This window comes from Bradyrhizobium sp. Arg816, from assembly GCF_029989365.1.
GTDB lineage: Bacteria > Pseudomonadota > Alphaproteobacteria > Rhizobiales > Xanthobacteraceae > Bradyrhizobium.
In genome coordinates, this window is the sequence record NZ_JAPRAQ010000001.1 from 854319 (window position 1) to 880494 (window position 26176).

Annotated in this window: 31 protein-coding genes; 5 read left to right on the forward strand and 26 right to left on the reverse strand. The window is 63.7% G+C overall.

The window, feature by feature from the left end; all coding sequences use genetic code 11:
- Window positions 1-152 precede the first annotated feature (152 nt).
- On the forward strand, window positions 153-1394 hold the full coding sequence (locus OWC48_RS03840; protein WP_282518744.1) for a site-specific integrase: 1242 nt from the start codon (window positions 153-155) through the stop codon (window positions 1392-1394).
- Between the two features lie 14 nt (window positions 1395-1408).
- Here OWC48_RS03840 and OWC48_RS03845 read toward each other — a convergent pair whose 3' ends face one another.
- Window positions 1409-2287, reverse strand: a complete 879-nt coding sequence (locus OWC48_RS03845) for a DUF2806 domain-containing protein (protein ID WP_282518745.1) — start codon at window positions 2285-2287, stop codon at window positions 1409-1411.
- 408 nt (window positions 2288-2695) lie between these two features.
- Here OWC48_RS03845 and OWC48_RS03850 point away from each other — a divergent pair, with 408 nt between their 5' ends.
- Complete coding sequence (locus OWC48_RS03850; RefSeq protein WP_282518746.1) at window positions 2696-2947, forward strand: hypothetical protein; 252 nt, start codon at window positions 2696-2698, stop codon at window positions 2945-2947.
- 305 nt (window positions 2948-3252) lie between these two features.
- On the opposite strand, the gene OWC48_RS03855 is transcribed toward OWC48_RS03850, so the two are convergent.
- Window positions 3253-4137 carry a hypothetical protein gene (locus OWC48_RS03855; protein WP_282518747.1) on the reverse strand — a complete coding sequence of 295 codons (885 nt, stop codon included), beginning with the start codon at window positions 4135-4137 and terminating at the stop codon, window positions 3253-3255.
- A gap of 854 nt (window positions 4138-4991) precedes the next feature.
- On the opposite strand from OWC48_RS03855, the gene OWC48_RS03860 reads away from it, so the two are divergent.
- Window positions 4992-5261, forward strand: coding sequence for a hypothetical protein (locus OWC48_RS03860; protein ID WP_282518748.1), 270 nt, complete (start codon window positions 4992-4994; stop codon window positions 5259-5261).
- A 52-nt stretch (window positions 5262-5313) separates the two neighbouring features.
- On the opposite strand, the gene OWC48_RS03865 is transcribed toward OWC48_RS03860, so the two are convergent.
- A complete protein-coding gene (locus OWC48_RS03865) occupies window positions 5314-5538 on the reverse strand; it encodes a hypothetical protein (RefSeq protein WP_282518749.1) in 225 nt (74 codons plus the stop codon).
- A 520-nt stretch (window positions 5539-6058) separates the two neighbouring features.
- On the opposite strand from OWC48_RS03865, the gene OWC48_RS03870 reads away from it, so the two are divergent.
- Window positions 6059-6421 carry a hypothetical protein gene (locus OWC48_RS03870; RefSeq protein ID WP_282518750.1) on the forward strand — a complete coding sequence of 121 codons (363 nt, stop codon included), beginning with the start codon at window positions 6059-6061 and terminating at the stop codon, window positions 6419-6421.
- Window positions 6422-6674: 253 nt separating this feature from the next.
- Here OWC48_RS03870 and OWC48_RS03875 read toward each other — a convergent pair whose 3' ends face one another.
- Window positions 6675-6902, reverse strand: a complete 228-nt coding sequence (locus tag OWC48_RS03875; protein ID WP_282518751.1) for a hypothetical protein — start codon at window positions 6900-6902, stop codon at window positions 6675-6677.
- Window positions 6903-7007: 105 nt separating this feature from the next.
- Here OWC48_RS03875 and OWC48_RS03880 point away from each other — a divergent pair, with 105 nt between their 5' ends.
- The gene (locus OWC48_RS03880; RefSeq protein WP_282518752.1) at window positions 7008-7610 is read left to right on the forward strand and encodes an RNA ligase family protein; all 603 of its coding nucleotides are present in this window, start codon (window positions 7008-7010) and stop codon (window positions 7608-7610) included.
- 158 nt (window positions 7611-7768) lie between these two features.
- On the opposite strand, the gene OWC48_RS03885 is transcribed toward OWC48_RS03880, so the two are convergent.
- The 22 genes from OWC48_RS03885 to OWC48_RS03990 form a co-directional block, all read right to left on the reverse strand.
- Entirely contained in the window at window positions 7769-7900 is a 132-nt protein-coding gene (locus OWC48_RS03885; RefSeq protein WP_282518753.1) for a hypothetical protein, read from the reverse strand.
- Window positions 7897-8268 (reverse strand): DUF1515 family protein, encoded by a 372-nt coding sequence (locus tag OWC48_RS03890; RefSeq protein WP_282518754.1) that lies wholly within the window; start codon window positions 8266-8268, stop codon window positions 7897-7899. Before OWC48_RS03890 ends, OWC48_RS03885 begins: the two co-directional genes overlap by 4 nt.
- Window positions 8265-8414 (reverse strand): hypothetical protein, encoded by a 150-nt coding sequence (locus OWC48_RS03895; RefSeq protein WP_282518755.1) that lies wholly within the window; start codon window positions 8412-8414, stop codon window positions 8265-8267. The genes OWC48_RS03890 and OWC48_RS03895 overlap by 4 nt, the downstream gene beginning before the upstream one ends.
- A complete protein-coding gene (locus OWC48_RS03900; RefSeq protein WP_282518756.1) occupies window positions 8386-8895 on the reverse strand; it encodes a protease IV in 510 nt (169 codons plus the stop codon). The genes OWC48_RS03895 and OWC48_RS03900 overlap by 29 nt, the downstream gene beginning before the upstream one ends.
- On the reverse strand, window positions 8892-10115 hold the full coding sequence (locus OWC48_RS03905) for a peptidoglycan-binding protein (protein WP_282518757.1): 1224 nt from the start codon (window positions 10113-10115) through the stop codon (window positions 8892-8894). Before OWC48_RS03905 ends, OWC48_RS03900 begins: the two co-directional genes overlap by 4 nt.
- Before the next feature lie 358 nt (window positions 10116-10473).
- A complete protein-coding gene (locus OWC48_RS03910; protein ID WP_282518758.1) occupies window positions 10474-13251 on the reverse strand; it encodes a sialate O-acetylesterase in 2778 nt (925 codons plus the stop codon).
- Between the two features lie 34 nt (window positions 13252-13285).
- A complete protein-coding gene (locus OWC48_RS03915) occupies window positions 13286-13732 on the reverse strand; it encodes a phage tail assembly chaperone (RefSeq protein WP_282518759.1) in 447 nt (148 codons plus the stop codon).
- Entirely contained in the window at window positions 13729-17607 is a 3879-nt protein-coding gene (locus OWC48_RS03920) for a host specificity factor TipJ family phage tail protein (protein WP_282518760.1), read from the reverse strand. Before OWC48_RS03920 ends, OWC48_RS03915 begins: the two co-directional genes overlap by 4 nt.
- A complete protein-coding gene (locus OWC48_RS03925) occupies window positions 17607-18020 on the reverse strand; it encodes a hypothetical protein (RefSeq protein WP_282518761.1) in 414 nt (137 codons plus the stop codon). The genes OWC48_RS03920 and OWC48_RS03925 overlap by 1 nt, the downstream gene beginning before the upstream one ends.
- Complete coding sequence (locus tag OWC48_RS03930) at window positions 18017-18544, reverse strand: DUF1833 family protein (RefSeq protein WP_282518762.1); 528 nt, start codon at window positions 18542-18544, stop codon at window positions 18017-18019. Before OWC48_RS03930 ends, OWC48_RS03925 begins: the two co-directional genes overlap by 4 nt.
- Window positions 18544-18915, reverse strand: a complete 372-nt coding sequence (locus tag OWC48_RS03935; RefSeq protein ID WP_282518763.1) for a hypothetical protein — start codon at window positions 18913-18915, stop codon at window positions 18544-18546. The genes OWC48_RS03930 and OWC48_RS03935 overlap by 1 nt, the downstream gene beginning before the upstream one ends.
- Window positions 18916-18917: 2 nt before the next feature.
- A complete protein-coding gene (locus OWC48_RS03940; protein WP_282518764.1) occupies window positions 18918-21008 on the reverse strand; it encodes a phage tail tape measure protein in 2091 nt (696 codons plus the stop codon).
- The gene (locus tag OWC48_RS03945) at window positions 21008-21292 is read right to left on the reverse strand and encodes a hypothetical protein (protein WP_282518765.1); all 285 of its coding nucleotides are present in this window, start codon (window positions 21290-21292) and stop codon (window positions 21008-21010) included. Before OWC48_RS03945 ends, OWC48_RS03940 begins: the two co-directional genes overlap by 1 nt.
- 65 nt (window positions 21293-21357) lie before the next feature.
- A complete protein-coding gene (locus OWC48_RS03950) occupies window positions 21358-21801 on the reverse strand; it encodes a branched-chain amino acid ABC transporter (protein ID WP_282518766.1) in 444 nt (147 codons plus the stop codon).
- Window positions 21802-21833: 32 nt separating this feature from the next.
- Window positions 21834-23057, reverse strand: coding sequence for a phage tail tube protein (locus OWC48_RS03955; RefSeq protein WP_282518767.1), 1224 nt, complete (start codon window positions 23055-23057; stop codon window positions 21834-21836).
- Window positions 23058-23069: 12 nt separating this feature from the next.
- Entirely contained in the window at window positions 23070-23528 is a 459-nt protein-coding gene (locus OWC48_RS03960; protein WP_282518768.1) for a hypothetical protein, read from the reverse strand.
- Window positions 23529-23537: 9 nt separating this feature from the next.
- On the reverse strand, window positions 23538-24008 hold the full coding sequence (locus OWC48_RS03965; RefSeq protein ID WP_282518769.1) for a hypothetical protein: 471 nt from the start codon (window positions 24006-24008) through the stop codon (window positions 23538-23540).
- A 4-nt stretch (window positions 24009-24012) separates the two neighbouring features.
- Window positions 24013-24315, reverse strand: a complete 303-nt coding sequence (locus tag OWC48_RS03970; RefSeq protein WP_282518770.1) for a hypothetical protein — start codon at window positions 24313-24315, stop codon at window positions 24013-24015.
- Window positions 24315-24692, reverse strand: coding sequence for a hypothetical protein (locus OWC48_RS03975; RefSeq protein ID WP_282518771.1), 378 nt, complete (start codon window positions 24690-24692; stop codon window positions 24315-24317). The genes OWC48_RS03970 and OWC48_RS03975 overlap by 1 nt, the downstream gene beginning before the upstream one ends.
- A gap of 3 nt (window positions 24693-24695) precedes the next feature.
- Window positions 24696-25139, reverse strand: a complete 444-nt coding sequence (locus OWC48_RS03980; RefSeq protein ID WP_282518772.1) for a hypothetical protein — start codon at window positions 25137-25139, stop codon at window positions 24696-24698.
- Window position 25140: 1 nt separating this feature from the next.
- Window positions 25141-25452 carry a hypothetical protein gene (locus OWC48_RS03985; protein WP_282518773.1) on the reverse strand — a complete coding sequence of 104 codons (312 nt, stop codon included), beginning with the start codon at window positions 25450-25452 and terminating at the stop codon, window positions 25141-25143.
- Window positions 25452-26156: a hypothetical protein gene (locus OWC48_RS03990; RefSeq protein WP_282518774.1), complete on the reverse strand. Its 705-nt coding sequence runs from the start codon at window positions 26154-26156 to the stop codon at window positions 25452-25454. Before OWC48_RS03990 ends, OWC48_RS03985 begins: the two co-directional genes overlap by 1 nt.
- Between the last annotated feature and the right edge of the window lie 20 nt (window positions 26157-26176).

The window sequence follows — 26176 nt, forward strand, 5'->3', positions numbered from 1 at the left end:
GCATTTAACTTCAAACCGTTGCAAGTATCAGACACCGCCTGACATCACCCGCGATCGCCGAGCGCGGCAGAGCGTCGGTTAAAAAGAGGTAAGCGATTGTCTTTCTCCCGCCAAGTGATCCGTGACGGAAATGGTAGCGCGAGGAACCTAGGATGGCGCTGAACTCCAGCCAAGTTAAATCCAAGCAACCCGGAGCGCATGCCGACGGCGGCGGCCTCTATCTCATTGTCCGAGAGAGCGGAGAGCGCGCCTGGGCGTTCCGCTTTACCGCACCGGACGGCAAGCGCGCCATGATGGAATTCGCCGCCGTTGGCGACAAGCCCGGGGAACTGTCCCTCACCGAGGCGCGCGACCAGGCACGCGAGTATCGGCTGGCATTGAAAAAAGACAGCATCGATCCACGTCACAAGAAACAGCTCGCCGCAAAAGGCGACATGGCCTTGGATGAATATTGGAAAGCAAAGACGGCAGAATGGTTGCGTGGCCGCAGCGAGCAGGACGAGGAGATTCAGGCTTGGGCGCGATCCCTACGCGACCTTTCCAAGCTCCATCGGAAGAAGCTCCACGAGATCGACACCACGCACGTTGTCGAGGCACTCAAGACGATCTGGTGGGAGAAGCCAGTAAGCGCCGGTCGCACGCGCGAGCGCCTGGAGAGGGTTCTCAGCGCCGCCAAGGTCGAGAAATATCGTACCGGCGAAAACCCGGCAGCGTGGCGTGACAATCTCAAACACCTTCTGCCGTCTCCCAGGAAGTTGAACCGCAAGAAGGGCCACCCATCGCTCAAATACGAGAGCGCGCCGGCGCTGATGGCAGCGCTGGCTTACGATCCTTATCCCGTCGCGCGGTGCGTCGAGGTCGGCATACTCTGCTGCTCTCGCAGCCAAGAGATCCGCTGGATGGAATGGGAAGAGCTCGACCTCGTGAAGCGGACGTGGCTGATCCCGGCGGAGAAAATGAAGGTCAAGGGTGAATTGGGTAAGCCACACCTTGTCCCCCTCATCGACCAGACCATCGCCATCATTCAGTCGATGCCGCGCGTCGGGCGCTATGTATTCCCGTCTGACCATGCCGCTGGTCACCAGGCCTTCCGCGCGAACGCGCTGGTCGGCGCAATCAAGCGCGCAGGCTTCGATGCAACCATGCATGGGATGCGAACCACGTTCCGCAATTGGGGCGCCGATAATCGCGAGCACAACTTCCGCCGCGAGGTGCTGGAGTTCTGTCTCTCCCATCGCGTTGGCGACGAAGCCGAGCTGTCATATTGGACGAGCGAGATGCTGGATCGCCGTCGCGAAGTACTCGAAGCTTGGGTAAGTTATTTACTTCCGCGGAAAAAGACATTCGGCGAAACGCCCCGTGCTAAGCGGCCCAGGCTTCGTCTCGTCGGCTAGGTTCCTCGCGTGCTTCACGTTTGCGGATCTGTCGGCACGTAGATCTCTTGTGTCTGCTGTCCGTGAGAGCCGGCGAGGAATTGAACGGCGGCGACACGAATCTTTCCACCGCGCAGGTCCGCCGCGCGTTCCGACCGGATGATTTCAAACACCTTCTTAGCTAGAGCCTTCAAGTATTCAAGCGGCGGCTTTTCCGGATTCGCTATGGCAATTAATTCCCGGCCCGGACTGGTGAGAACTTGGCATTCGATCTGCACTTTGACCGCAATATCTGTGTCGTTCGCGATAACAATCCCGACCCCGGAGCCGGCGATAGGGGACCGAGAATGCGGACCAAATTCAAAGGTAAGCGAAAGCCCACCAATCGGGTTCGCCGAAGTTGCGATACCCAATTCTTCCATCAAAATCCTGCTGTTCAGGCCTGGCTTTATCTCTTCATTTAGATCCCCGAGGACAGGGACCATGCTGCCTGCCATCACAAATGAAAAGAACTCTGCTATGCGATGAGCGTCATCACGCGACATTGTAGAAACGAGCTGCAGAGTGCGGAGCGAGAAAGTGCCAGGCCCCCTAAGTTCACCAGCCAATATCTTCCCGAAGAGGCTTTGCAACTCCTCAGAAGTCTTGTCCTCCGCAAGTCTCGCGTAGAGATTCAACCAGTCGTCGTCGATCTCCTCCTTAGCGTCTTCCCGGGACGGTTTTTCGCTTAGCTCATCGACTGCCACCCGCACTGTCGCAGCGCGATTTTCGAGCTTTCGCCTTTCCTCTTCGGTGCGATACAGGCCCTCGACATCGATTTTGCCCTTCGCCCTCTGCTTGCCTGTGTTCGCCTTGATGCGGGCCTCAGCGTTTTCGCCGGCGGCAAGCAAGATCTTTCCAACCGCTTTATCCAAGTTCCTTGCCGTCTGGGGCAGTGGCACTGTGGGCAGTTGAAACCCGAGCCAGTTCGAAAGCCAATCGCCGATGGTCGGGAGGCCGCTATCATCACGGGCCGTCGGTAGATTTTCCTCCCCCACATCGTTCTCCTTGCTTCAAACTACGACGTCAGCCCACCGTCCAGCTGATCGCCAGTGAGTTGAAGACCCTTTGCAAACGCAGCGAACCGCAATCCATACCGAGCCCCCATCCGACAGCGACTATGACGAGAATCCTGACGCCCCTACAATCCACCTCCAAAGTTATGCACCGCTAGGCAGCGCCACGATGTTCTTCGTCCGTTCGTGCCATAACTACCCTATGACTGAGGAGCTCACTATGCGACGGACCGTGATCGGCGGAGAGACCCGCCGGACGACTACGTCGTGATTTGGGACGACCTGACGATCGGCCGGATCTTCCGCTCGACCGGCGCCGGAGGCAGAGATACATGGTCCTGGTCGGTCGCCCTGCCAAACGTGCCACAGCCCTGCGCGCACCGCGGGCGTGCCAGCAGCCTCGACGCCGCCAAGGTCAGCTTCCGGCACGCTTGGAGCGATCTGCAGGCCCAAGTCAGCTACGACGAGATGAAGGCCGCGCGCGAGATCCAGGACCGACGGCGCGCGTGGCACCGATAGACCGGCGGATTTCTACTCCGCGGGTTGCAGGTTCGAGTCCTGCTGGGATCGCCAATTTTCCAAGGCAAAAATCCAAGCAAATCCAAGGCTTAAGCCGGCGGCGAAATTTTATTAGTACACGCCACGACGAGAACGGATGCCGGACAAAGCCGGCCGATGTCGCCCAATGTCGGGCCAAATTACCGAACTAATTTCGCACAGCGAAACATGCGCCGCGCTGGTGGGCCCACCCGGTTTAGTTTCTTGATGTGGCCGGGGCTTGTCTTGAATGTGGCCGGGCTTGCGCCCGGCGACCCTCTCGAGAGCTACGGCACCGGTGTCGCGCGAGGGCTGCGATGCAAGCGGTTCGAGCTCGCCATCCAGTTCGGCAGCGGCTCTCCATCACGGTGCCGCCCGCCGGCGACCGCCGCGGCCCAAGCCACACTGGCTCCGATCAGGGCCGCCGCCGCCACCGAGAAGGCGACGATGACCGAATTACGCCGTGCGCGATTGATCGCCGTCCGCGCGTCCGCGATCAGGGCATCGACCCGACGCTCGGAATCGGCGGCCGCCAGTCCGGTCAGCGCGGTGACTTGCTGCACGAGATAATTGCGATCATCGAGCGCCACGCCACTATGGCTCGATGACGTCATCAGGATGCGTCCGGCTTCGGCACGTGCTTCCCGCATGTCGGCGGGAGGCCGCCGCGGCGCGCGGAACAGCTTGTCGAGCTCGTAGCTCAACAGCGGCTCGGCGGAGCTCGCATTCCCGGACGAGCCGCGCATCGGCGAACGGTCGATCGCGGCAGCACCGATGATCGCCAGCAACGCCGCGCCGATCAGCACGGCGAGAGCCCAGGACGTCAGCCCATGAAGCCCGTCCCGCCGCTCGGCGTCGTCCTCGATCGTGGCCAGCGCAGGCGCAGGTCGCGCCGTCCGGCCGGCGATATAGCCGCCAACGCCGAAACTGATAATCGCCTGGATGATCAGGTACAGCCCGGACAGCAGCGCCAGCGCCACAGACGCATCACGCCATGTCGGCGAGGCCGAACTGACACCGAGGCCGATGGCGACGCCAAAGCCGACCAGGATGAACGACATCGCGCCGGCGGCGAAAGCGCCCGCGAACACCGAGCTCCATTGAATGGTGCGGCGGTCCTCGGCAGCCGCTACGCCACCTTCCATCATGTTGTCGTGTACCAGTGTTTCCATTGCCGTTCTCAGCGCAGGCCAAAGAACGACAAAATCGCCATGATCACGACGATCAGGCCGATCAGATAAATCAGTCCGTCCACAGTCCCATCCTCCTCAAATGCTCCGAGGCGTTAATGAGGTCGGCGGATAAACGTTCCTAATTTTCCCGGCCGGTGGGAACGAACCGGCGGGATGCGGATTGTCTGTTCAAGTCGCAAGGATGAAGAATGTGAGCACAAGAGGCCTCAGCCGGTCAGCCCGGCTGGGGCCCTTTCGTATTTCGATTGCGCCTTAATGGGACTAAACTCCCTCAAGCAGTGCGTCTCATGGCGCGGATAACGAAGCGACTCCGCAAATTACCCCCGATAAGAAGTAGGCCGCCAACGGACTCAGTCCTTAGTTTCCGTGCGGAGCTTCTTAATGAGCGCGCCCTTTGGTCGAAAACAATCGAGTCAATGGCCGGGTGCTGACTCGGCTGTTGAAGATCGACGCTTTGGCATCGCGTGGCATCGCAAAGAGATACCGAGTTGATGCGCTTTGAGGGCCACCGCCGGGGCGCCTCGGTTTAATTCAGCGGCTATCCCTTCGCGCCGGTAATTTCCGGCCATCGCCTTGAGCTTCTCAACCTCTTCTGAGGTCCACGGGCGGCGAACAGAATCTGCCATATGGAGGCCTCCCAAAATAGTTGGGTCCTCAGCACAATATCCTCCCCGACCAAAAGTTTCATTCCGTCCTCTTGGAGATCGACAGCGAGACCCGGCGCACGCTAATGCGATGCGTCTGTGGCACCACATTCGACAGCTGGAATCCGGCGGAGAGCTACCCGCACCGCGCACACATCACCGCCGCGCAGGCGGCCAATGGGAACGCCGATGAAGCACACCGAACAACGCCCTTACGCAGACCCGGAAGCCGCCGCGCGAAAGCTGGTCGAACTGGCCGCCAGCATCACGCCGGTTCAGGACGGCCGCATCTATATCGAACGGATCAACGCCCCGTTTCTGTTCAACCTGAAAGCCAGCGGCCCGGAGTTCGGCGCCGGGCTGCGCTATGCGATCGAGCAAGGCTGGCTTGAGTTACACGAAAGCGGCACCTTCGTGCGGCTGATGGCACCTAGCAAGGGCCTGCTGCCGCGCCAGTAGGGCGGGCCGCGTGTAACAGCCAGGTGGGGCTGTCGTTGCCCGAGCGCCGGCCTTACTCCGTAGATGGTAAGACGGCTACACGGCGATCGCGGTCCCAGACTTCAATCGCGACGCCATCCACATACTGCTTGGCTTCGGCGATGGCGGCGTCGTCATCTTCGCAACTGACGATCACGGCCGCTTCTGAGATATGGCCCTCTTTGTCCACCCGGTAGAGGCGATATTCCGCCATTGTCGACTCGTCGGCCCCGTTTCGATAGGCGAATTTCTTACTCACCGCTCGCTCGTTGGCAATGACTTTTGTCAAACGGGAAGCCTGCCGAACCCGCACGAGAGCGGCAACTATGTGCGGCTACCTGCTGCCGAGTTTTCCCAACACCGCGGGCTCTGTCACTAACCTTTGTTTTCTTGTTTCGACCCATTTTGGCTTAGGAACAATTTCCCCTTTGCTTAGTTTTCCCGGTGCCCTTCGCCCCAAGGGCAGCCCGACTGAACGGCCCCAGCTCCTTCCCCTCACCCCTGCGAGCTGGGGCCTCTTCGTTCAGCCCGCTCTCCAACTGAGCCGGCCTTTCGTTCATAGCAACTTCGAGCTGAAGGGCAGCGGCAGCGAGTTCGGCCGCGGGCTCAAAATAGGCTTCGGACACACGGACAGCACACCTGATCGCAAAGGAACCACAGGGGGCGGCGCATGTTTGAGTCGTCGCTGGTTCGTTGCCAAGCCGGCGGAGCGGCCCCGGCTTACCCCTGACTCCCCTGTCACCGGGGCCGTCTCTCCGCCTGTCCTATCGGAGTAGCGTATGCGTTCCTCGCCCTCGATCGTGCCGGCCGACCGCCTCGATCGCGACATCTATCTGGTTCTTGAAGACTTCGGCGCGCGCGCCGGTTGCGCCTGGCGCGAGACGGATGAGGCAGACACTGACCTCGAGGGCGTCCTGCAAAATCTCCTGTCCGGCCAGTACGCCTATCCGGTCCGAATTGTATCCTTCAATCCCGTCGAGGGATGGGCGCGGGATTCGACTTCCGACGTCGCCGACGCACTGGCCCAGCGCGCAGCCGACACCGATGCCGAGGTCTCGTCTGCGCTGCAAGACTTCATCGCCGCCAACGCCACAAGGCGCTTCGACATGCAGTTGTCGCTGCCCTTGCGCGGGGTGGCCTGATGTCCAACGAGGAAACACCGCTGGCAGCGGGTGCAATGGCCACGACCTGAACGAACTGTGACAATCTCGGCTGGGTTTGCGAGAACCACCCGGACCGCCCTTGGGACGGTCCACGCGCCTGCACTTGCGGCGGCGCCGGCATGCCGTGCCCGGCCTGCAACGCGACTGGCGAAGGGGAAGTGCCGCGCATGCCGGAAGGCTTCCGGATAGAGGTCGACAAGGACGGCTGGCGACACTGAAGCCGTCTGCGCGGCTAGGCTCTCTGCGTTTTTCTCGTCGTGGTCTTCTTTTCCACCCGCACGCCTTTGAATTTTTTGGCGGCTTTCTTGGCCGTTCTCGGCTTCTTCACGGCCATGAACTCGCCGGACGTTCTGTCGCGCTTTGTATAGCCGGTCGCGCCGCCAATTGTCGTCTTGGTCTGCGAGCGCTTCTTCACCGCGCCCTTGCGGGCATTGTCGCCGGTCGGTTTATTGACTGCCATGTATCCTCCACTGGTTGCCACTCGTTATAAAAAGCGCAGCGTAAGGAGCGGTTCCAGCGCAGAGCGGCCCTTTCGTCTGCGGCCTTTCCACCCTATCTCCGCATCATGCATACCGCGTTCGAATTTTGCCTGCCGACCGCCGCCAAGGCCGTGCCGGCCGGCCCCGACTGGATCCACGAAATCAAGTATGACGGCTATCGCCTGCGCATCGAGCGCGAGGGCCGCGACGTACGCCTGCTCACCAGGAACGGCCACAACTGGACCAGCCGATTCCCCTGGATCGTCGAGGCAGCGCTGAAGAACCGCGAGCAGCAATTCGTCATTGACGGCGAAGCCGTGGTGCTCGGCGTCGACGGCGTTTCCGATTTCAACGCGCTGCACTCGCGCGGGCACGATGACGAGGTGCAGCTCTATGCCTTCGACATCATCGCGCTCGGCGGCGAGGATCTGCGGCCGCTGCCACTGTCGATGCGCAAGACCAATTTGGCGCGGCTGCTGCGCGGCCGGCCGGATGGCATGTTCGTCGCGCCGTTCGAGGCCGCCGCGATCGGGCCGGAGCTGTTCGGCGCCGCCTGCCGCATGGGCCTCGAGGGTCTGGTCTCCAAACGCAAAGACCGGCGCTACGGCGCCGGCCGGTCGAGAGACTGGATCAAGGTGAAGAACCGCGCGCATCCGGCGTTTACGCGCGTGATGGACGCACACAGATAAAGCCCGGCGCATCACCACGGCGACGACAGGCGTCGCCGTGCCGGATGGATGCGCCGGGCTCGACCGCCGGCCAATGGGGACATCAGGCGCGGGCGGCTATTCGTCCGGGAGGCGAACGCGGACGAATTCTAGCTGGCGGGATTCTCCCGGCGCAGATCTCATGACTTGCGCAGCTCCGCGACCGCCCACGCGATCGCCAGGCACAGCGTCACGCCGAGGCCGGCGGTCAGCACGTCGCGCAGCTCGCCGCGAATGGCAGCGGCGTCGACCATGATCTGCGACAGCTTCATTTCAGCGTCACCGAAAGGTAGTGCGAGGCGACCCACAGCACGGCCGCGCCGCCGCCGCCGGTCGCGACCCAATAGATCCAGCGGCCGGCCTTGGCGGCGCCGGCGATCTGCTGCCGGGCTTCGGAGACGCCGTTGACGATCGGCTTCATGATCGCGATGTCGGAAATCGCCTTCTCGATCAGCCCCTCGAGCCGGCGCAGATCGCCGACGAAGGCGTCGATCTTCTGATGCAGGTCGCGCCGGCCGAGCGAGGCCTTCTCGTCCTGGTCGCGCCATTGCCGCGTCAGCGTATCGACCGAGGCAACGAGGCCGCCGATCGTTTGCGCCATCTTCAAAAGCGCGGCTTGTGTTGATTCGGCTTCCGTCACTTCGCCCCCTCGCCGTAGCTTTGCCGCACGCCGTCGTACCAGGCCCGCCCCTGCGCGAGCCGGTCGTTTGCTTCCTTCAGCGCATCGCGCGTGCGCGCCAGGCGCTCGCGCGCATCGCTATTGAGGCTTGCGGAGGGATCGCGCACGGGTGCGAAGATCTGCGCCGACGCCGCCGGCAGATCCCGCCGGAGCGGCGCAGGCAGCGGATTTGATGCGCATCCCGCGCAGATCATCGCAAGTGAGACCGCAAGCATTCGGCTTGCCGGCCGCGGCCAGCGCCGCATTCCGTCTCTGTAGCTCGTCGACATAGGCATCGGTCCCCGCCTTTTCCTGCTCTGCCTTTTGCTCGATCGCCCCCGCCCGCAACGCGGCGTCGCCGGCTGCGCGATTGGCCTCGAGCAAATCCTTGCGCGCCGCCGCGAGCTGCGCGTCGAGCGCCTTCTCGCGCCAGGCGCCGTCCGCGGCCGCATAGCCCGCGTTGTAGAGATGCACGCCGGCGGCCGTGGCGCTGGCGCCGATGATCAGCGCGAGAGCGCCGGCGAGCGCTGCGCCGGCCCAGAACGGCGACAGCTTGACGCCGGCAAGCCCGGCGAGCCGCACGATCGCGGCGATGATGGCGCCGCTCATGTGTTCTTGCCCGCGCGGTAGTCGGCGACGCGCTTGGTCTCGACCTTGTGCGCGACGAACCAGATCAGCACGCCGAGGCCGCCGACGAGCGCGAGCACGACGACAGCCGCGAGCAGCCAGGCGATCGCCGCCGGCGGGATGCCGAGGCCGCCGACCGCGTCCTTGGCGCCGGAGAAAGCCGTCGCCTTGTCGGTGATCCAGGCGAGCAGGCCGGTGACGCCGAGCGTCGAGGAACTGCCGAACAGCTTGCCGGCCCAGCCCTTGACCTGGTCGGTGATGGCGATCGTCTCCGAGCCCTGCTCGCGCAGATCCTTCGCCGTCGCACTGCCGCGGATCTCCGAGACCTGCCGCGGCTCGGCCCGCGCCATCGCGGCGAGCAGATCGTCGTCAATGCCGGGGATGAGCGGCAGATCGTGCTCATGCCGGAACGCGAGAATGGCCGCCTCGGTCCGCCCCTTCGGCACCAGCTGACCGTCGACGGCGCCGGTGTCGTAATAACCAAGCTCGCGCAACCGCGTCTGGACCTGGACGACCAGGTCAGGGTCCGGCGCCGGCGGCGTCACCTCGAGTCTTGCGTGCTGCTCCGGATGACGTTCGGCGAGCCCGCGCTCGAACAGCACAGCCTCATGCTCGCGCCGCTTGTAGACACCGTTGGTCGGCGACCACAGCCGTTTCATCGAGCGGATCAGGCCAGGAATGCGCGCGAGATCGCCGCTCGCCACGCAGGCGCGGATCTCGCGCATCTCGGCATAGCGCGCCCCGGCCTTGACGAAACCCGCTGCATCGCGGTTCTGCGCGATCGAGAACAGCACGCCCCGGCAGTCCGGACTGAGCCGGTCCGCGCCGGGGCAGTAGTGATCCAGGATGCCGAGATAACGCGGCAGGTCATGATTGCTGAAGACATCGAGCGCGACGTCCCAGGGGATGTCGACCTGCCCCTGCGTCTGGCGCGAATAGGCCCTCGCCGCCTCGCCGCGCACGCCGGACGCAGCCAGCATGATCCGGAGCATGCCGGCATCGACCTTGTCGGCCCAATCGGCCCGGATCTGCGCCTTGGTCTGCGTACCGAAATCGTAGCCGATGCCGCCGGTCGGGCCGGATTGCTGGCCCGGATATTCCAGCACGTGGCGGTACTTCTTTTCGTACCATTCCCGGCTCGTCACCTCCTCGGCGACGACGAGATCGAACGCGGCACGCGAAATGCCATGCAGGTCGAGCATGTTGATGGACTCCAAGAGGATTTCGATGAGAAGGACGCGGGTGACGCTTAGGGGCGCAGCGGCGCGTTAACCAATCGGCGGGGCAGCTCTACCGAGGGTGGAGAGTGCGTATAACGCACTTGCTCGGATGGGTTGTGGCGGGCTAGGTTCGCGCTCATGGAAAACATCCTCGGCGCCGCAGTCTTGATCGGAATTCTCGTGGCCGTTTATCTGTGGGATTTGTTAAGCGAAACGGCCGATGGCACGAGCACGCATCTCTCAAGCGCGGCCTCGTGATGCGCCGCCGCTTGCCGGACGGCACCTGGCAATATCGCGAGCTAACCGACGAAGAGGATTTGGAGCGCCAAGGCTATCAGCCTTAGTCGCAGATAGCCGTCCAGTGCATGGACAAGGCGTCGCTCGCCCCGGCGACACTCAGACTTGCAGACCACCTAAATCCGTTCAAACCGATGTGATCTGCGAGTGCCGTAACATCCGCGGCCGCGCCAAGATCTCGGACTTTCCCCGATGCACCAGTCCCCGGAGAATAGGCCGTGACGATCGGCGTTGCGCGCTTGGACTCCTTAAAGCGAGCCGTGCCGCCCATTTGTGCGATCGTCGCCGACGACATAGTGAGCAGCAGAATTTCCTCGCCAACCTGGCTCACAGAACCGGGCGCCACGCCATAATCGTAACTGGTCTCAATGTAGCGCCGCGCGTCCCGAAGTTCGTCCACATCCGGCCTCTGAATCATTCCCCAGTGATCCTGCGGCGGGAGATACAGACCCGGCACAGCAACGATACCCGAGAACGTGATGGCATTGCTGAGCGTGGCGCCGAGGTTCGTCTGATCAGACGCAGAAGTGCCGGCCGCGCTCGTTAGCCAGGTGTCAGCGGTCAGCCCATTGAAGCTCGACCCATTCGCCAGCACGAACGTCACGCTCATCCCGGTCGTGGTGTCGTTGGCCCATGTGCCGTCAGGACAGCCGGGGAAGCGCAGCGGAATAAACGTGTCAGTATTTGCCGCGATAGAATACCGCCTGACGAAAGTGCGATCCGCGCCAGTGTTCCGCACGCACACATAACCAACGAACGCGACGTTTGAATTCACAAAGAAGCCGAGCGAGAACTGACGCGCCACGTTTGTGCCCATGCCGAGACACTTGATCCGGCTGCCTTCGACGGTCTGCACGATCGACATAAAATCGGTCGAAGCCAGCGAGCCCTTTGCGGTCGTGATAACTGCCTTGAGACCAAACGGGATGTCCGGCCGCGTCGAGAACGGCGAGGCTACGCGCTGCCCATTCGCCGCCGGGCCAGTAATGAAGCCTTTCCAACCGTCTGTGAGACGCGCGCCACCGGCAGAAAAAGCAACGGCCGCCCCCGCATTGAGCTGGTCAATACTTTGGAAACCATTGCGCACAAGGCTGCCATTGCGTGCGAGAGCGTCAAGAGCAGAGGCCGGCACGCTCGTTTTTTTGGCGCCGCTGTAGAACTCCTGCCCCATCATTTGGCCAAGGGCGTAGTAGCCCGCCGCGGTCATGTGTCCGGGCAGCGCAGGATCCCAATAGGTCGCGCCTGGGAACGTTGATGGATCAACAAATTTGCGCAGCTCGCTGTCAGTCTGATCGGCGCAATAGCGCAAGAGATCGTTGAACCGATCATAGGCCGGAAAACCGCCGCCGTTATCGGCGTTGGAGCCAAGCCCAACGATCATGACCGGCGTAGCGCGAGGGAACCATGATTGCGCCTTGAACTGATTCATCACGGCTTCAAATGTCGTCTGGTAATTGTACTCGGTCGCACCGCCCTGGTCAGCGTTGCCCTGCCACCACAACAGAGCATCGATCGTGCTCACGCCGATCGCAGTCAGCGCTGCGGTCACGTTGTTGGTGATGTTCGTCCACATGCCCGGCGATGTTGCGCCGCTGATCCATTGCGCGATGGGGATGCCACTGATCGCAACGTTTATTAGATAAACTTTTCGCAGCGGATTGGCCTTGGCGACTTCCGAGGCGTGCTTGCGCGGTGCACTGACCGACGAACCGCTTGGCGCAACAAAGGCTGTTCCGGTGTGGCCGTCGACACCATCATAATTCCATTCAAACAGATTGCCGGCCGGCGTCCACGCGAAAGTTGGATCGCGGACGAAGTTAGATTGCCCCGTCGTCAAAATAACGATTGGATCGGTGGACAAGTTGAGACGGGCCGCGGACTTGTTGGCCAGGTCAGACAGGTTGTTGGCAGCAAGCATATCGCCGGTGCCGGCGCCGCTCGCGCCAGGCTCACCCGCGACATTGAAATTCCAAGCCGTGCCTGTACCGGTGCCGCTGACCTTGTCAGCGTTGATGGTCAAGGACGTGCCGCCATAGGTCGCCACGCCTTCAAGCCAACCCGTCGCACCCGCCGTTGCCGTTGCGCGAACGCGTGCGCCAGTCAGATAGGCTAGCCCCGCCTGAGTCGTGAATGGCTTGGAGCCCGCGCCAATAGCGAGCGACGTTGTGGACGTGCCGCCATAGCCTGCGCCGGTCGGCCCCGCGCCGCCCGTCGCGCCCGGATCACCCTTCGCGGCTAACACCTGCCAGTAAGTCGCATTCGGCGGCGTGTGATTGGTGTGGTCGAGCACGCACGCATAGCTAGACCCGCTCAACGTCACGACGTCGCCGACCGTGTACGCAGTCGCGCCGCTCCACGCCCCCTTGAGTTGGAACGCCTTATAGATGCCGAGATAGGCCCAAACCCCGGCCGACTTCACCCACGTCTTGCCGGTGGTCGGCTGGAATGCATACTGGCCGTCGTCGCCGAGCGACGGATCCGGCACGGTCTCGTCGATGTCGACGAACACGAAATAGCCGGACGTATTGAACGCGGCGACGAGCTTATTGACCGTTGCCAATGACTCGGAGCCCGCGAAGCGCTGCGGCGAGACCTGCCAAATCTTGTATGCGACGCCGACCAGCGCCCCACCGCCCCAGGGCGGAATGACAAGGTGTGTCGTATCCGTTTTATCGGAAATGACCGACTGGAAATTGCCGATTTGCAAGATATCGCCGGGCCGCGCATTTTCGTCCGACCAGATCGGGCCGATGCCCGTGACGATCGTACCGCCGGCCGCCACGGAAACCGTGCCGGTCGAATAGCTGCCAAGCGCAGTCATCGCTTCACCATTTCGAGAGTTGGAAGTTTAGTCGTCAGACGCCTGGCGCGGACAGCCGCGATCGCAGCCATCCGAAAACGTCGGCACCATCGGGACGCGGGGGAATGGCCGCGAGCACGTCCGCCGGCGTGGCGCGCCCCTTGGACGAGTCCCGCAACGCCCTGCGATAGTCGATCCACGCGGCGCGCGACGCATCTGAGATCGGAAAGTCGAGCAAGACAAACCTGTCGGTGTCGGCGAGCTCGCGGCGCACGGCGACCACGACATCGATCATCCCGTCAGGCTCAGGATCCGGCTCTGTCTTTGCCACGATCGCCAGCGTGACAGGATCGATCATCTGCGTCCGCGCATCGATCGACTGATTGTCGACGATCAGCACCTTGCAGCCTTCAAAATGGCTGGTCTCGAAACCATCCCCGTGATCTGCCCCGTAGCCGTAGGACATGATTTGGCCGGTGGTCTCGTCGTAGTGAATGTTCATCGCTTCGCCGCCTGCGCTGAAATGGTGCTGCCTGCCGTGATGGCCGTGTTCACGCCTGCAGTGAACCGCGCAACAACTGGAATTGTTACAACGCCTCCGGTGCCTGTAAAATTGGGAGACACGCTCGACAGGATGAACGCGAACCCACCTGATCCAACGGACACACTATAGGAGTCGAGGATTGTTCCGTTGACGATCAGCTCAAAAGTACCTGTTTCAGTCGCAGGCCCACCGTTAGCCCACTTGGCATTGAGAAACACGGATAGCGGGATCGTCTTTCCTGACAGACCGGTCGTGTCGACAGTCACATTGAAGCTGAAGTAGTTTTTTAATCCGCCCCCAAAGAGATTCGACGCCAGGGTTTGCGCGACTGGCACCGTCACCGCAAAGTCAGCGAGCTTAAGCGATTGAACCGACAGATTTTGGATCGCACCATTGGCTGCCGTGACCGAATCCGCCGCCAGCAGCACGGCCGTGATCTGGCCGGCCGCGATCATACGGGCGAAGATCGTACCATCGAGGTACATGTTCGCGCCGTTGATGCCGACGGCAGCAACGCCGTTGACGGTGCCGACCGTGAACACGGCTTTCGGCGCGTCGCCATTGTAGCCCGGCAACTGTATCTGGAACTTGTCGGCGACGATCGTGAAGGTCGAAAAGCCGGGTCCGCCGTTGAGCAGGTTGAACCCGCTCGCATAGCCATTGACGTTCAACGTCACGGCATATTGTGCCGCGGCATAGTCGTCGAGCGTCGCGATCGCGGTCGCGCTATTTTCGACAAACGCCGTCGTCGAGCCCCATGTCGCGGTTGCAGTGGTCGCAAACGACGCATAGGCCGCCTCAATCGTGACGGCGACCAGGTCGACCCGCGCGATCTCAGCAAAGGCCGCGTCTGATCGCGCCGAGAGCTGCGAGCGCAGCTCCTGCTTGTCCAACGGCGCGCGCGCGGCGATGTCAGACGCAACAGACGCGATCGTGCTCAATGCTTCTTTGACCTCATCGCGTAGCGAGTCCTGAAGCGTCGTAATCTGGTACTTGATGCCCTCGATCAAAGACTCGAGCGCGACGGTGTTGTTTGCGATCGTGATCGTCGGCGCGGCAACATCGGCAGTCGCGTAAGGTCCGCGCAGCTTGCCCGGCGTGACGGCCTGGACGCGAACCCGCAGCGCGGCCAGCGTCACCACCTGGTCAAACCTGTTGTCCGCGCCTTCATACACCTGCGCCCAGGTCTCGCCGGCATCATAGGAGATGTCGGCGACATAGAACTCGGCGCCGGCGGACGGAAACCAGCTCGCCGAAAGCTTCGGCTCGGCGATGCCCTGCCCGAAATTGGCATTGATGCCGACAATCAGCGGCACCTTGCTATCGGACGGAAACTGCGGCGACGGCAGCAGCGGCGGCGAACCGAGATCGGTCGTGTGCACGCGCTCGTCGTCGACGACCAGCGACAGGGTGCACAATTCACCATTCGGCACCCCGCCGAGCACGACGCAAAGCTTTGATTCGCTGACGCCGGTCCCAAGCTCGAACGATGGATATTCTCCGCCGTCCTCGCGCGCGAGCACAGCCGACAATGTGGTCGCCTGCGCCGTTTCCGCAGCCGACAGGCTCGTCGCATTCAACACGGTGAGCGAGGGATCGACGCCCTCGGTGCACAGCACCGGGCCGAACGATTGCCCGTTCGGCTGGCGCAGGCGGATGTAGAACGGCCCCGTATCCCACGCCGGCGCAGGGTCGAGGGTCAGGGTGCGGCCGACGACATCGACCACCGCGCCGCCATAGCCGTAATTTTGCGGCAGCTCGGACTGGACGCGCAGCACCTGGCCGAACGTGATCGCGCGCCCCTCATACTCGACGCCGATCTGGACATTCTCGCGCCGATATATCGACTGAAGGTAATAGAACGCGCACTCGCGGAACGCCTGCTCCCGATTGACGATACCGTCGACGCGCTTGGTTTCCGCATTCGCCGCGACAAAGCCGTCGCCGTTCGGCGGATACTGCACCTGCGCCGGCAGCCAGATCTCCTCGTCGATATATTCGACGATAACAGCGTCGGGGTCTTCGTCCCCCAGCATCGTGAACCCGACCTGCGTCGAATCCCGCACGATCTCGCGATCGGTCAGCAGCATGGTCGGGACGTCGCGCCACTCGTCGCGTACGATCGAGACGGTGTCGCCGAGCCAGAAATGCCGCGCGCGCGACGCCGTCAGGATCTTGTCGAGCGCCTCCGGAACCGCGATCGCGGTCGCGAATCGATAATCGAAGGTATCGCCGCGGGACGCACAGCCGGCGGCGTGATTGACCACGGCGTTGAAATCGGCCTTGGCGATCGACAGGCCGGAGCCATATTGCGAATTGGTCGCGGCATCCAGGAACGCCCATGCGTTGCTGCGCGTGGCCTGCAGCTCGAACATGGAGCCGGTCCAGACCAGCAGCTTGCGGGTGCCGAGCACGCCGAACTTGTAGGAGCCCTGCGTCGACTGCGACGCCTTGAGCCGGATCGCGACCGTCGAGACGTCAGGGAACGAATTGCTACCCTTGAGGAAGGACCGAAGCCCGGCCCAGATCACGGTATCGACGCCGAATTTCGACTGCGAGTTGATGCCCATGCGGCTGAACCGCACCAGGTATCGTCCAGGAGCGACATCGACCTTCATGGTGTCGCGGACGGGAGAGTTCGAGTTGAACTGCTTGGTGACCTCGAACAGCGTTGAGAACGGCCCGGTCTGGATGCCGGCATCGTCGCAAGGCGCATACTCGGCCTTGAGCGTGCATCTCGAATAGCCGTAGTTGTTGTTGTCCTGGTTGACGGTGAAACACCCGGCCGGGAAAACGATGTCGATCGCGATCGCCTGCGTCTGCGTCCCAGCGGGGTTGGAAACGAACGGCCCCAGCGCCGCGCCGTAGGTGAGCGGCCCAAAGCCAGCGTCGTACTGGCCGCCCTCATCGCCCCCACCGTCAGGCAACTGCTGGCCCGACACCTCGGCCGACTGGTCGACATTGGTAGGGAACAGCGTGACGGTCTCGCCCGGCTCATAGAACGCGACCTGCGCGCCGGGAAACGACGCCGAGATGCCGCCGCCGGGCGTCCAGAACACGGTGTCGTCGAGATAGAGTGCCTCATAGGCCATGCTGCCCATGGTCGGCGACAGCAGCACGTTGAGGTATTGATCGTTGCCGACAAACTCGCCCCAGGGCGTCGCCGCGAACTCCGGATAGGCTTTCAGGCGCCCGTACCAGACCGGCAACGGCTGGCCGAGCCTGGCCGTGTTGCCCTGCGCCTGGACCGAATAGATCTGGTCCTGCGTTGCATCAGGCGTGTTGGTCGCGCCGGCCTTCGGCATGACCAGGGCATTGACGAGAAGCGAGCCGCCGACCGCGATCGCGGCGCCGAGGGCCGCCGCGCCGAAGGTGCCAGCGGCAAACGCAGCCCCCAGCAGCCCGGCCGCAGCGCCTCCGGTCACAACCGTCGCAAACGCGGCGACCGCGATCAGCGCAACCAGGCCGATGACCTGCTTGGCACCGCCCCCGCCTCCACCGAGCGGATAGGAGACGAACCGCACATTGTCGTTGGCCGCGATGCGCCGGCGCGACCAGCTCTTGCGCAGCACCGCCTCGCCGTTGATCTCGAGGACGGTCGGCAGGCCCTTGCGGAATTGCCAGCCATAGACCCGATCGCGCCTCGCCCAGCCCGTGCGGCGCAGGAAGGCCGTCACGGTCTCGCGCGGCCGCGGCTCGGCCTGCGCGACCTCGAGGCCGGGCATGACGAGATGCAGCACCGGGCTTCGCGTGCGCTTCGCCCGGCGCTGCCGGCGCGAGATGGCGGCCCCGGCCGCTTGCGGCGCCGGCAGTTTTCTTTCGGTCCCGTGCATCAGGTTCTCGACTCGAGGAACGTCAATTGCTTCCAGCCCATTTGGCGCAGCGCCAGCGGCGCCTCGCAGGCGACGCCGGACTTGTCGTCACAATGGATCACGCGGGCCTCAGGCCGCAGCCAAACGCCGATATGCGCGGGAAAGCGCGCATGGGCCATCAGCACCAGGGCGCCGTCGGCGGCCGTCACCAGGCCGCCAGGACCGTCAGGAACGGCCTGCCAATTTGCGCGCTCCGGATGCTGGCCGAACTCGGCCAGCACCCAGCGCCGCGAGAAATCCGAGGGCACCGCGATGCCAGGCAACTCGCGGCCGAACAGCCCGCGCTGCACGTGACAGGCGAAGTCCCAGCAGTTGCGGGATTGCCAAGCCCAGGGCTCGCCGATCAGCGGCGCCAGAAACTCGGAGCGGGTCACGTCGGCAACAAGCTCGGAAACTGGACGTAATCGTAGTTTTTGGTGATGCGCGGAAACCGCTTGTTCTGCAGGTTCTTGACCATCACCGTGCCCGACAGCGATGTCCCCACCATCTGGACCCCGCGCAGCTCGAACTCGACGGGACCATAGGCCGGCTCGGTCAGGTCGCTGCCGAGATATTCGCGGTACAGCACCGAGATGTATTCGCGCACACCCTGCGCAGCGCGAATCTTCGGCACCAGCTCGCGGCCGACATTGTCGATCTTGATCGTGGTCGACGGCGGCTGCCCCTCGCGCTGCTCCGGATATTTCGCCTCGAACGGGCAGGCAATGAAGGTGACGGTCTCGCCGCTATTGCGCGGCGCTCCGATCTCGATCCCGAACGCCATGTCGTCGCCGACGTTGGCGACGATGCGCGCCGGCTGATCGAAAGACGATTGCCACACCTCCAGCGTGAAGTAGATCCGCGCGCTCGGCGGGCAGGAAGCATAGGCCTCCAGCATGGCTTCAGAATGTGTCGGCATCAGACGTCGTAGACCTGCAGTGTCATGGTGACGTCGACCAGGCCCGGCCCTGGCCAACTCGCCGTGAGACTGGTACCGGGCTTGACGAACTGGCAGACCTTGTTGGCGAGCCCGGTTCCGAGCCACACATCCATCGTGAACCGCGCCGTGCCGAGATTGAGCGGCGTCTTCACCCACTCGACAAAGGTGTCGTAATCCGCCGCGTCGAACCGCACGGTTTGCTTGACGGTTGCGACGTTGTCGCCGGGCCGCGGCCGCTGGCGCGTGTTGCCGCCCTCCATATCGGTCGCGAGGGGATCGCGCATGCGTTGCAGGCCAAAGCCATTCTGCAGCACGACGGTGTTGGCGATCGGCCAGGACGGCAGCGACATCTCTAAGACCCCGTGAACTGCTTGACGCCGTATTGCGACCCCAGCACGCGGCGGCCGGTCCCGGTCGAGAGGGAATCGCCAACCATGTCGTCGACGGCCTTACGCAGCGTGATGGTGACGTCGCCGCTCGACGACCGCTCGACGTTCGGCCGCGCGTCCGTGTAATTGTTGATGGTGACGCTCGGCCCGCCACTGGCGCCCGTTGCCGTCACACCAAGACGACCATCCGAACCGCGCCGCAGCGGCATGATGCCTTCGTCGCCGGCCTCGCCGAACATCGCCATCGGCGCGATCGTCGGCGACGACACGATGTCGGGCACACCGCCAAGCGCGAACGGCGTGATATGCCCCGCCGAGAACACGTTACCGTTGGCGCTCGGCGCAACCGGGCCGTAATAGGCACTTCCCGCAGTGCCTGGCAAAGCCGAGCCGCCGCCGGCCATACCCTGCAAGCTGCGCATGAGCGGCTCGACGACCAACAGTTTGATGATCATCTGCTCAATCGAACGAATGATCGATGCCGCCATGTCCTGAAAGCCCTGGCTGACCGACTTGGTGCCCGTCGTGATGTCGGTCAGCCCACTCACGAGACCGTTTTCGATGCCGGATGACACCTCGCGCAGCGTCGAATTGAACCGGATCTGCGAGGCCTGTGCGCTATTGAGCGCCTCGGCTACGCTGCCATAGGAACCGCGCAGCTGCTGCGCGATCGCGACGTCGTCGGGCGAGAGAAACGCGGTATCGCGATTGAACTTGATATCGGCGTCGACCTTGGCCCGCGCCAGCGCCTGCGCAGCGGCGCCGGCGCGCTCGGCCAGGTTATAAAATTGATCGGCATAGTCCTCGAGGTTCTTGATGCCGGCCTTTTGCGCGGCGTCATACAACAGCGCCTCGGCGCGCGCGTGCTCGAGGGCGCCGGCGCCCTCGCCGACCGCCTCGGCGTCAGCCTTCATCTTGGCGATGTGGCGCTCGATCGACTCGGTCTGCTTGTCGAGGGCATTGCCGCCCGACATATCCGGCAGCACGGTCGACGTCGGGTTCGGCGTGACCCTGAGACGGTCCGGCTGCTGGTCGTACTGCTTTTGCAGCTTGTCGAGCAACTGCGAGACCTGGTCGAGACTTGCGTCTTCAGGCAGGCCGACGAGCCCCGCCAGTGTGCGCGCCTTGAAGCCGAGCGTGCTCTGCTGACTGATATCGCCGCCGAGCTTCTCGACCATTTCGGTCAGGCGATAAACGTCATTGATCTGGTCGGCGAGCTGCCCCTTGCTCATCTGGTCGGTCGGCGTCAGCCAGCGGCCAATGCTACCGGAGACCGAACCGATACCACTCAGGACCTGGTTCGCGAGCGTCGCGAGCTGCGTGAGCAGCGGCAAGATCGAGGCCATTGAAGCCTTGAACTGCAGATCCCAGGTCGCGACCGCCTCCTTCCACTGCGCATTAAACTCGCGCGCCTTGGCGATCGTGCCGTCATCGATGACAACGCCGAGATCCTGCGCCCGCTGCTTGAGCCGCTCGAATTCGTCCTCGCCGGCCTTGAGAAACGGTATCCAGGAGGCCGAGACGCCGACGATCTGCGCGATGCGCTGCTGGACCGCCGGCGCAGCGCCCTCCATCAGGCCCATGATGTCCTTCAGTGCGGTACCGGCCGTGATCAGCTCGCCATTGGTCTGCTTGATCGACAGGCCGTTCTGACGAAACAGCTCGCCGAACTCGGTCGTTTTCTGGCTGGCCTGCGTGATGTCCGAGGACAGCTTGTCGAAACCGGAAAAGAAATCCTTGTCCGAGACGCCACTCGCACGCGCCGCGAACAGACTCTCCTGGAATTCCTTGACACTGACGCCGGCGAGCGCGGCCTTGTCCGCGAGGTCGACCAGCTCCTGCGTTTGCCGGCCGACATAGTCATAGAACGACCGCAGGCCCTGCACGGCCGCGATGACCGCGACGCCGACGCCGGCGAGCGCCAGCGTCATCTGCGCGACCGAGGCCTGCGCCGACCCTGACGACGTGCCGGCGCGATCCATCGCCGACGAGAACTGGTCGGCGCCGGACGTATCGCTGTCGATCACAAGCTCGGTGACGACCTGCTGAGACATCAATCAACCTTTTCCGAATTGATCTGGCGCTGGAGATCGTCCAGCTCCTCGATCAGGCGCACCTCGAGCGGCAGCAACCGAAAGCCGGTCACCCGCTGGAACGCGTCGATCTCGAGGAAACTGATCGGGTTGCCGGAGAAGCCCGCCGAGCGGCGCGCGGCCAGCCGTGCAAAAGCATTCCAGACGTGGCCCAGCGCCGGCGGACAAGGCGGACAGGCCAGCTCGGCCTCATATTCCGCCTTGCGCTTGGGATCTCGCGCGCGGGCCGCGAGCCCCTCGAGCACCTGGCGCCAGGTCGACCCATCCTGCTCGGGCCGGCCCAGCTCGAAAACCTTCTGCGCGTATGCCCTCAGCTCGTCGCGGAGGGCGGCATAAAATTTTGCTCATCTCGCAGGAACGCCATCACCTGCACGAGCAACCAGCCCTTGCGCGGATCGAGCAGCAGCTCGCGCGCCTTTTCCCGCGAGAACGACAGCTCCTCGCCGTTGAGCTTCACGGGTGAAAACGTCTTGGTGCGCGCGACGATCGCGTCGACATTCTCGGCGCGCAGCCGGTCCGGCGACTGCTCGTCCTCATGCCATTTCTTCCCGTTGACCTGCGCCTGGCGGACGGATGCCGCCTTGCGCAGAGCCTCCCGCGAGAACCGATCGGCCAGCTCGAGCGTGACTTGATGGGCCGGACCGTAGAAGGTCCAGGTCCAGCCGGTCGGCACATCTTTGGTCGGATGCCGGATCGCTAGCACCGCTTCGTCGAGCGCGTCGAGTGACGCGATGTCCAGAACGTCGTCTTGCACCTTTTGCCTCCTGCTTGTCCCCCGGCGCCGCTTTAAGGTGCCGTCGTCTGAAACGAGATCATCGAGCCGTTGCCGGTCGCCGACGTGTCGAGCCCGATCAGTGCCGCCGGAACGGCGATCGTCTGCGTGCGACCGCCGCCCTGTTTGGACAGCGCGGACGGATCGACGCCACCGAGGGTGAAGTTCGGCACCGTGATCGACATGAAATCCTTGGGCTCGCTCATGTTGTCGACCGCGAGGATGTTGAGCGAATAGGGCGTCTCGGCCAGAAAGTCGGAGAAGATCGCCAGCGACTTGCGCAGCATGGTGAGGTTCATGTTGACCTTGAGCGGCCCGGTGAACACGTCGGGCGAATATTTCTGGCTGCCCGAACCGAACGTCACCGGCGCATTCGGCTGGATATCCAGCGACAGATCGAAGCTGGTCAGCTCGACCAGGTCGGCGCCGTTAAGGCGGATCGTGGCATCGACAACCGAGAACGGCACATCGACCGGCCCCGTCGGCGAGGTGAAATAAGGCGAGCTGGCCGTGGTGAGCGCCTGCGCCTGCCCCGTGCCGACACCGCCCGGATCGAAGCGGATCAGGCCATCGGTTGCCATCGAGAGCTTACCCGTGCCCCACACGAAATCGGTCAGCACGGTCGACTGGTCGATGTCGGATTCGTATTCCTCGATCGTAAAGTAGCGCTTGACCAGCGGCACCGTGTTGATGAGGCGCTTGCCCGGCCGGGCAATCGAGCAGGTCGTGTCCGCTACCGCATTCACCACCAGCGTCTCGGCGACCGTGATGGTAGTTGCACTCAGGGCAGTGATGCGCAGGTTCTTGCCGTTGTTCGCTGCGTCCGTCAGCCCGGTCGGGCGAATGATGTCACCGACGCGGAAACCCATTGCGATCGGACTGCCCGACGCGAGGACGATCGTGTTGGCGCCGGTCGTCAGCGACGTGAAATCCGCCTGTGTCTTGGTCAGCGCAACCGAGTCCCAGGTCGAGCGCATGAGAGCCTCGATAATCGGATCATGCGAGCCGAGCGACATTTCGCCGTTATAGGCGCTCGACGACTTCTGCGAGCCGTGCCGGCCGCGGGTCGACAGGCCATCATTGCGCACCTCGGCCGATTCCGTCGCGGCCTTGCTGACGCGAATGCCATTGCCGCCGGCAATGCGCAGCAGATTGGCGCTGAGCGCCGAGGCCTGCGTGCCGAGGCCGGACTGCACCTTGTAGGCAACGAGGCCGGCCGATTGAGACTGATAGACCATCTGCGTCCGCTCCTATTTGACGTAAAAAAGCTGAAAAGGGATGACGACGACCGCGCCGAACCAGTTGCCGTCGTCGCTCTTGCTGTCGCCGCCCTGGATGCTCGGGCCGTGCCCCTGCTCGCTCCAGAACCGCAAGGCCACGCCGGGCTCGGCGTTGTAGATCGTCTTTGAGCGAAACAGCGTGTCGACCTGCCCCGCGAGCGCCAGGTGATCGGCGAAGCCGTAGCCCTTCGGCACGAACACGCTCACGGCGATGTTGCCGGTCGCAAGCCACACCTGGTTGCCCGGCAAGCCGACGCCGCGCAGGCGATCGTCGAGCTGCACCATCTCGCAATAGCACCACGGCGACGGCGGCGACGGCGGCCAGGTCGTCTGCGGCGGATCCTCGTTCTGGAACTGGACCGGCGCCGCCGTGAATCCCGCCTCGAGGAAGGCGCGCGCGGCCGCAACGGCGCCGGAATAGTCACCCATAGACTTGCCCTACCTTGCCCGGATTTCCAGCGCCGGCTGGCGCGACAGCCAATCCTGCCGCGCCTTCTCCGACATCCGCCGACCAGGCCGCAGCTGCTTGGAGAACGCCGCAAAGTCCGCGATTCCACCGAACCGCACCGGCATGAAGGTGAACTTGACGGCCGCGCGGTTGCCATAGCGGCCGGCAACCATCACCGCGGTGTCCTCGTAAATATGCGGCGGCACGGACATGGTCAGGCGTCCGATCTCGATCTTGCGCGCATAGGGCACCGGATTGGAGATGTTGATCTGGTCGCCAGGCCGGAACGCCGCGACGTCGCCGCCCTGGACCACCTGACCGTTGAGAAACACGGTATGGCTGTCGCGATAGAGACCGGGATGCTCGTCATCACCGGAGCCGACCGGGGAGCGATCGCGCAGCGTCGAAAGCGCGAAATCGACGATGTCCTGCATCGCCAGATAACGGACAATGATCCGCATGGGCTCATTTGCCGATACTGCTGTCGACCTTGACGAGCTCGTCGGACGTCCCGGTGACGATCTCCTCGACCTCGGTGGGCACCAAGCCGTTAAGGGCCTGATCGCGCCGCGCCGCCTCGATCGCCTGCAGCATCTGCTTGCGCGCCTGACGCAGCGCCGCCTGCTGGGCTTCCTGGTGCGCCTTGGCGGCGTTGAGGCCGCGCAGATCCCCATTGGCAATGAAACGCAGCTCGGTCGCGGTAGAGATCTCGTTCTGCGCCGCCTCGAGCCGACGGCGATAGTCAGCCTCGTCGAACACCTGTCCCATCAGCCACGCACCTGCAGCTCGAGCGCGATCAGGATGCCGGCGATGCGGCGCGTGGAGTCGTCAGCGCCCTGGATCGCGACCTCGGCGCCGCGGATTACCAGCTTGTCGTCACTGGTTAGCGGCAGCATCGTCGCGAGCGCCACCTTGCCGGCCGGCACCGTCGCGGCGGGGTCGTTGAGCAGGATGACCCTGCGGTCGCCCTGCCGCACAGCCCCCACGATCTCGGACGGCTGGTACCCGACAACACGTGCCAGCGCGACCGCTTCGGCCACAGCCGCCCGTGAGGCGCCCGTGCCGGCATAGCGCCGCACGGTGACGGCCTCGCCAACCTGCGCGAGCTGGCGGCGATGACTTGCCAAGGCCTGGTCAGGCGTCACCGGTCAGCCCTCGGCCTTATCCGACGTCGTCGACGTGATGACCTGCCCGACCGCCCCACCCTCGCCGCCGGCCGAGCCGCTCGACGAGCCCGAACCATCGTTTGGGCCGCCATTGCTCCCGGCGGTCATGCGGTCGATGACCTTGTCGAGCGCCGCGCGGGTCTGCTCCAGCGAGCCGACATGGTCACGCAGCGCCGCGTGCTGGTCGTCGATATCGTTGAGCACTGTGTCGTAGCGCTGACCTGTAACGGCCAGCTCGCCCTCGACCTTCTCCGCCCGCGTCAGGCGCGAAGCAAAGCCGGCCAGCTCGATCGGCCGGCCGATGGAACGTTTCGTCATGTCGATGACCTCCAGAATTGACGGATCGCGCTCGATCGCGACCAGCAGCCGGCGCAACCGCAGGCGCCGATGCGCGACCAGGACGAGCACGGCGACGTCGACGACCACATCACTTGCTCTTGACCTTGAGGCGGATGGTTTGCTCCAGCGCAGCGCCGGCCCTGGTCTTAATCCGGTTGCGAATGTCATAACCCTCGCCGGCCTCGCCGCCGGAGATCCAGACAGTCGCGACCTTGTCGGTATTGCCAGCTTTCGGCGAAACCAACCCGCGCGGCAGCTCGAAGGTCGAGGCCTCGATCGCGTCGCCTTCGGCCAGGCGAGCGGACCAATCGAGCTCATAATCAGCGGTCTCGTCGGTCAACTTGGCCGGCCAGACGGCGCGAACCAGGCCCTGCGGCAGGACGAAGGTGCGGACCGGCATCAGTAGAGCGACAGGTTGGAGAGAAGCCCGGCGATCGCGTTGCGCGTCACCGCGGCGAATTCGGGGTTGTTCTGGTAGCGCTGCGAGCCGATGCCCTCGACGCGGTCCTCGAGCAGCATCTGGTCCCGCGTCATCAGCGGCAGCAGGTCGCGCACGGCCAGGCAGACCGCCTGCGTCAGCTGGCGCGGCATGATGTTTTGGATCTCGTCGTAACCGCAGGAGAAACGGACGCGCACGGAGGCATCGTCGACGCGCGCAATCGGCCAGTTGCCCTGGTAGACCGGCGCGATCGCTTGGCGCTCCAGCGGCGCCCCAAGGCCGAGAATGCGGTAATCCGACCCGAGCACCAGCGTGCGGTCGACGCCGGCGACGTCGAAATATTTCACCGAGACGATCGAGAGCAGCGGCGCATAGGGCAGCGGGATCGCCAGCGGATTGTTGTACGGCGCCACTCTGCGGCGCCGGTCATTGAAGGAGCGCAGCTGCAGCTCCCAGGTCTGCTCGCGCAAGGCGCGGCCGAGCCAGCCTGAAGCCGCGTCGAGATTATCGACCGCGGCATAGATCGCGGCCTGGATGCTCAGATCCTGATCGGCGCCTGAGATGCCGAGCATCGCCTTGCAATCGGCGAGCGTCACCACATCGTCGGTCGGCGGCTCGATCAGAACCGCCCGGCCGCCATCGCTGATGTCGTTATTGCGAAACATGACGATATCCCCGATGGCGG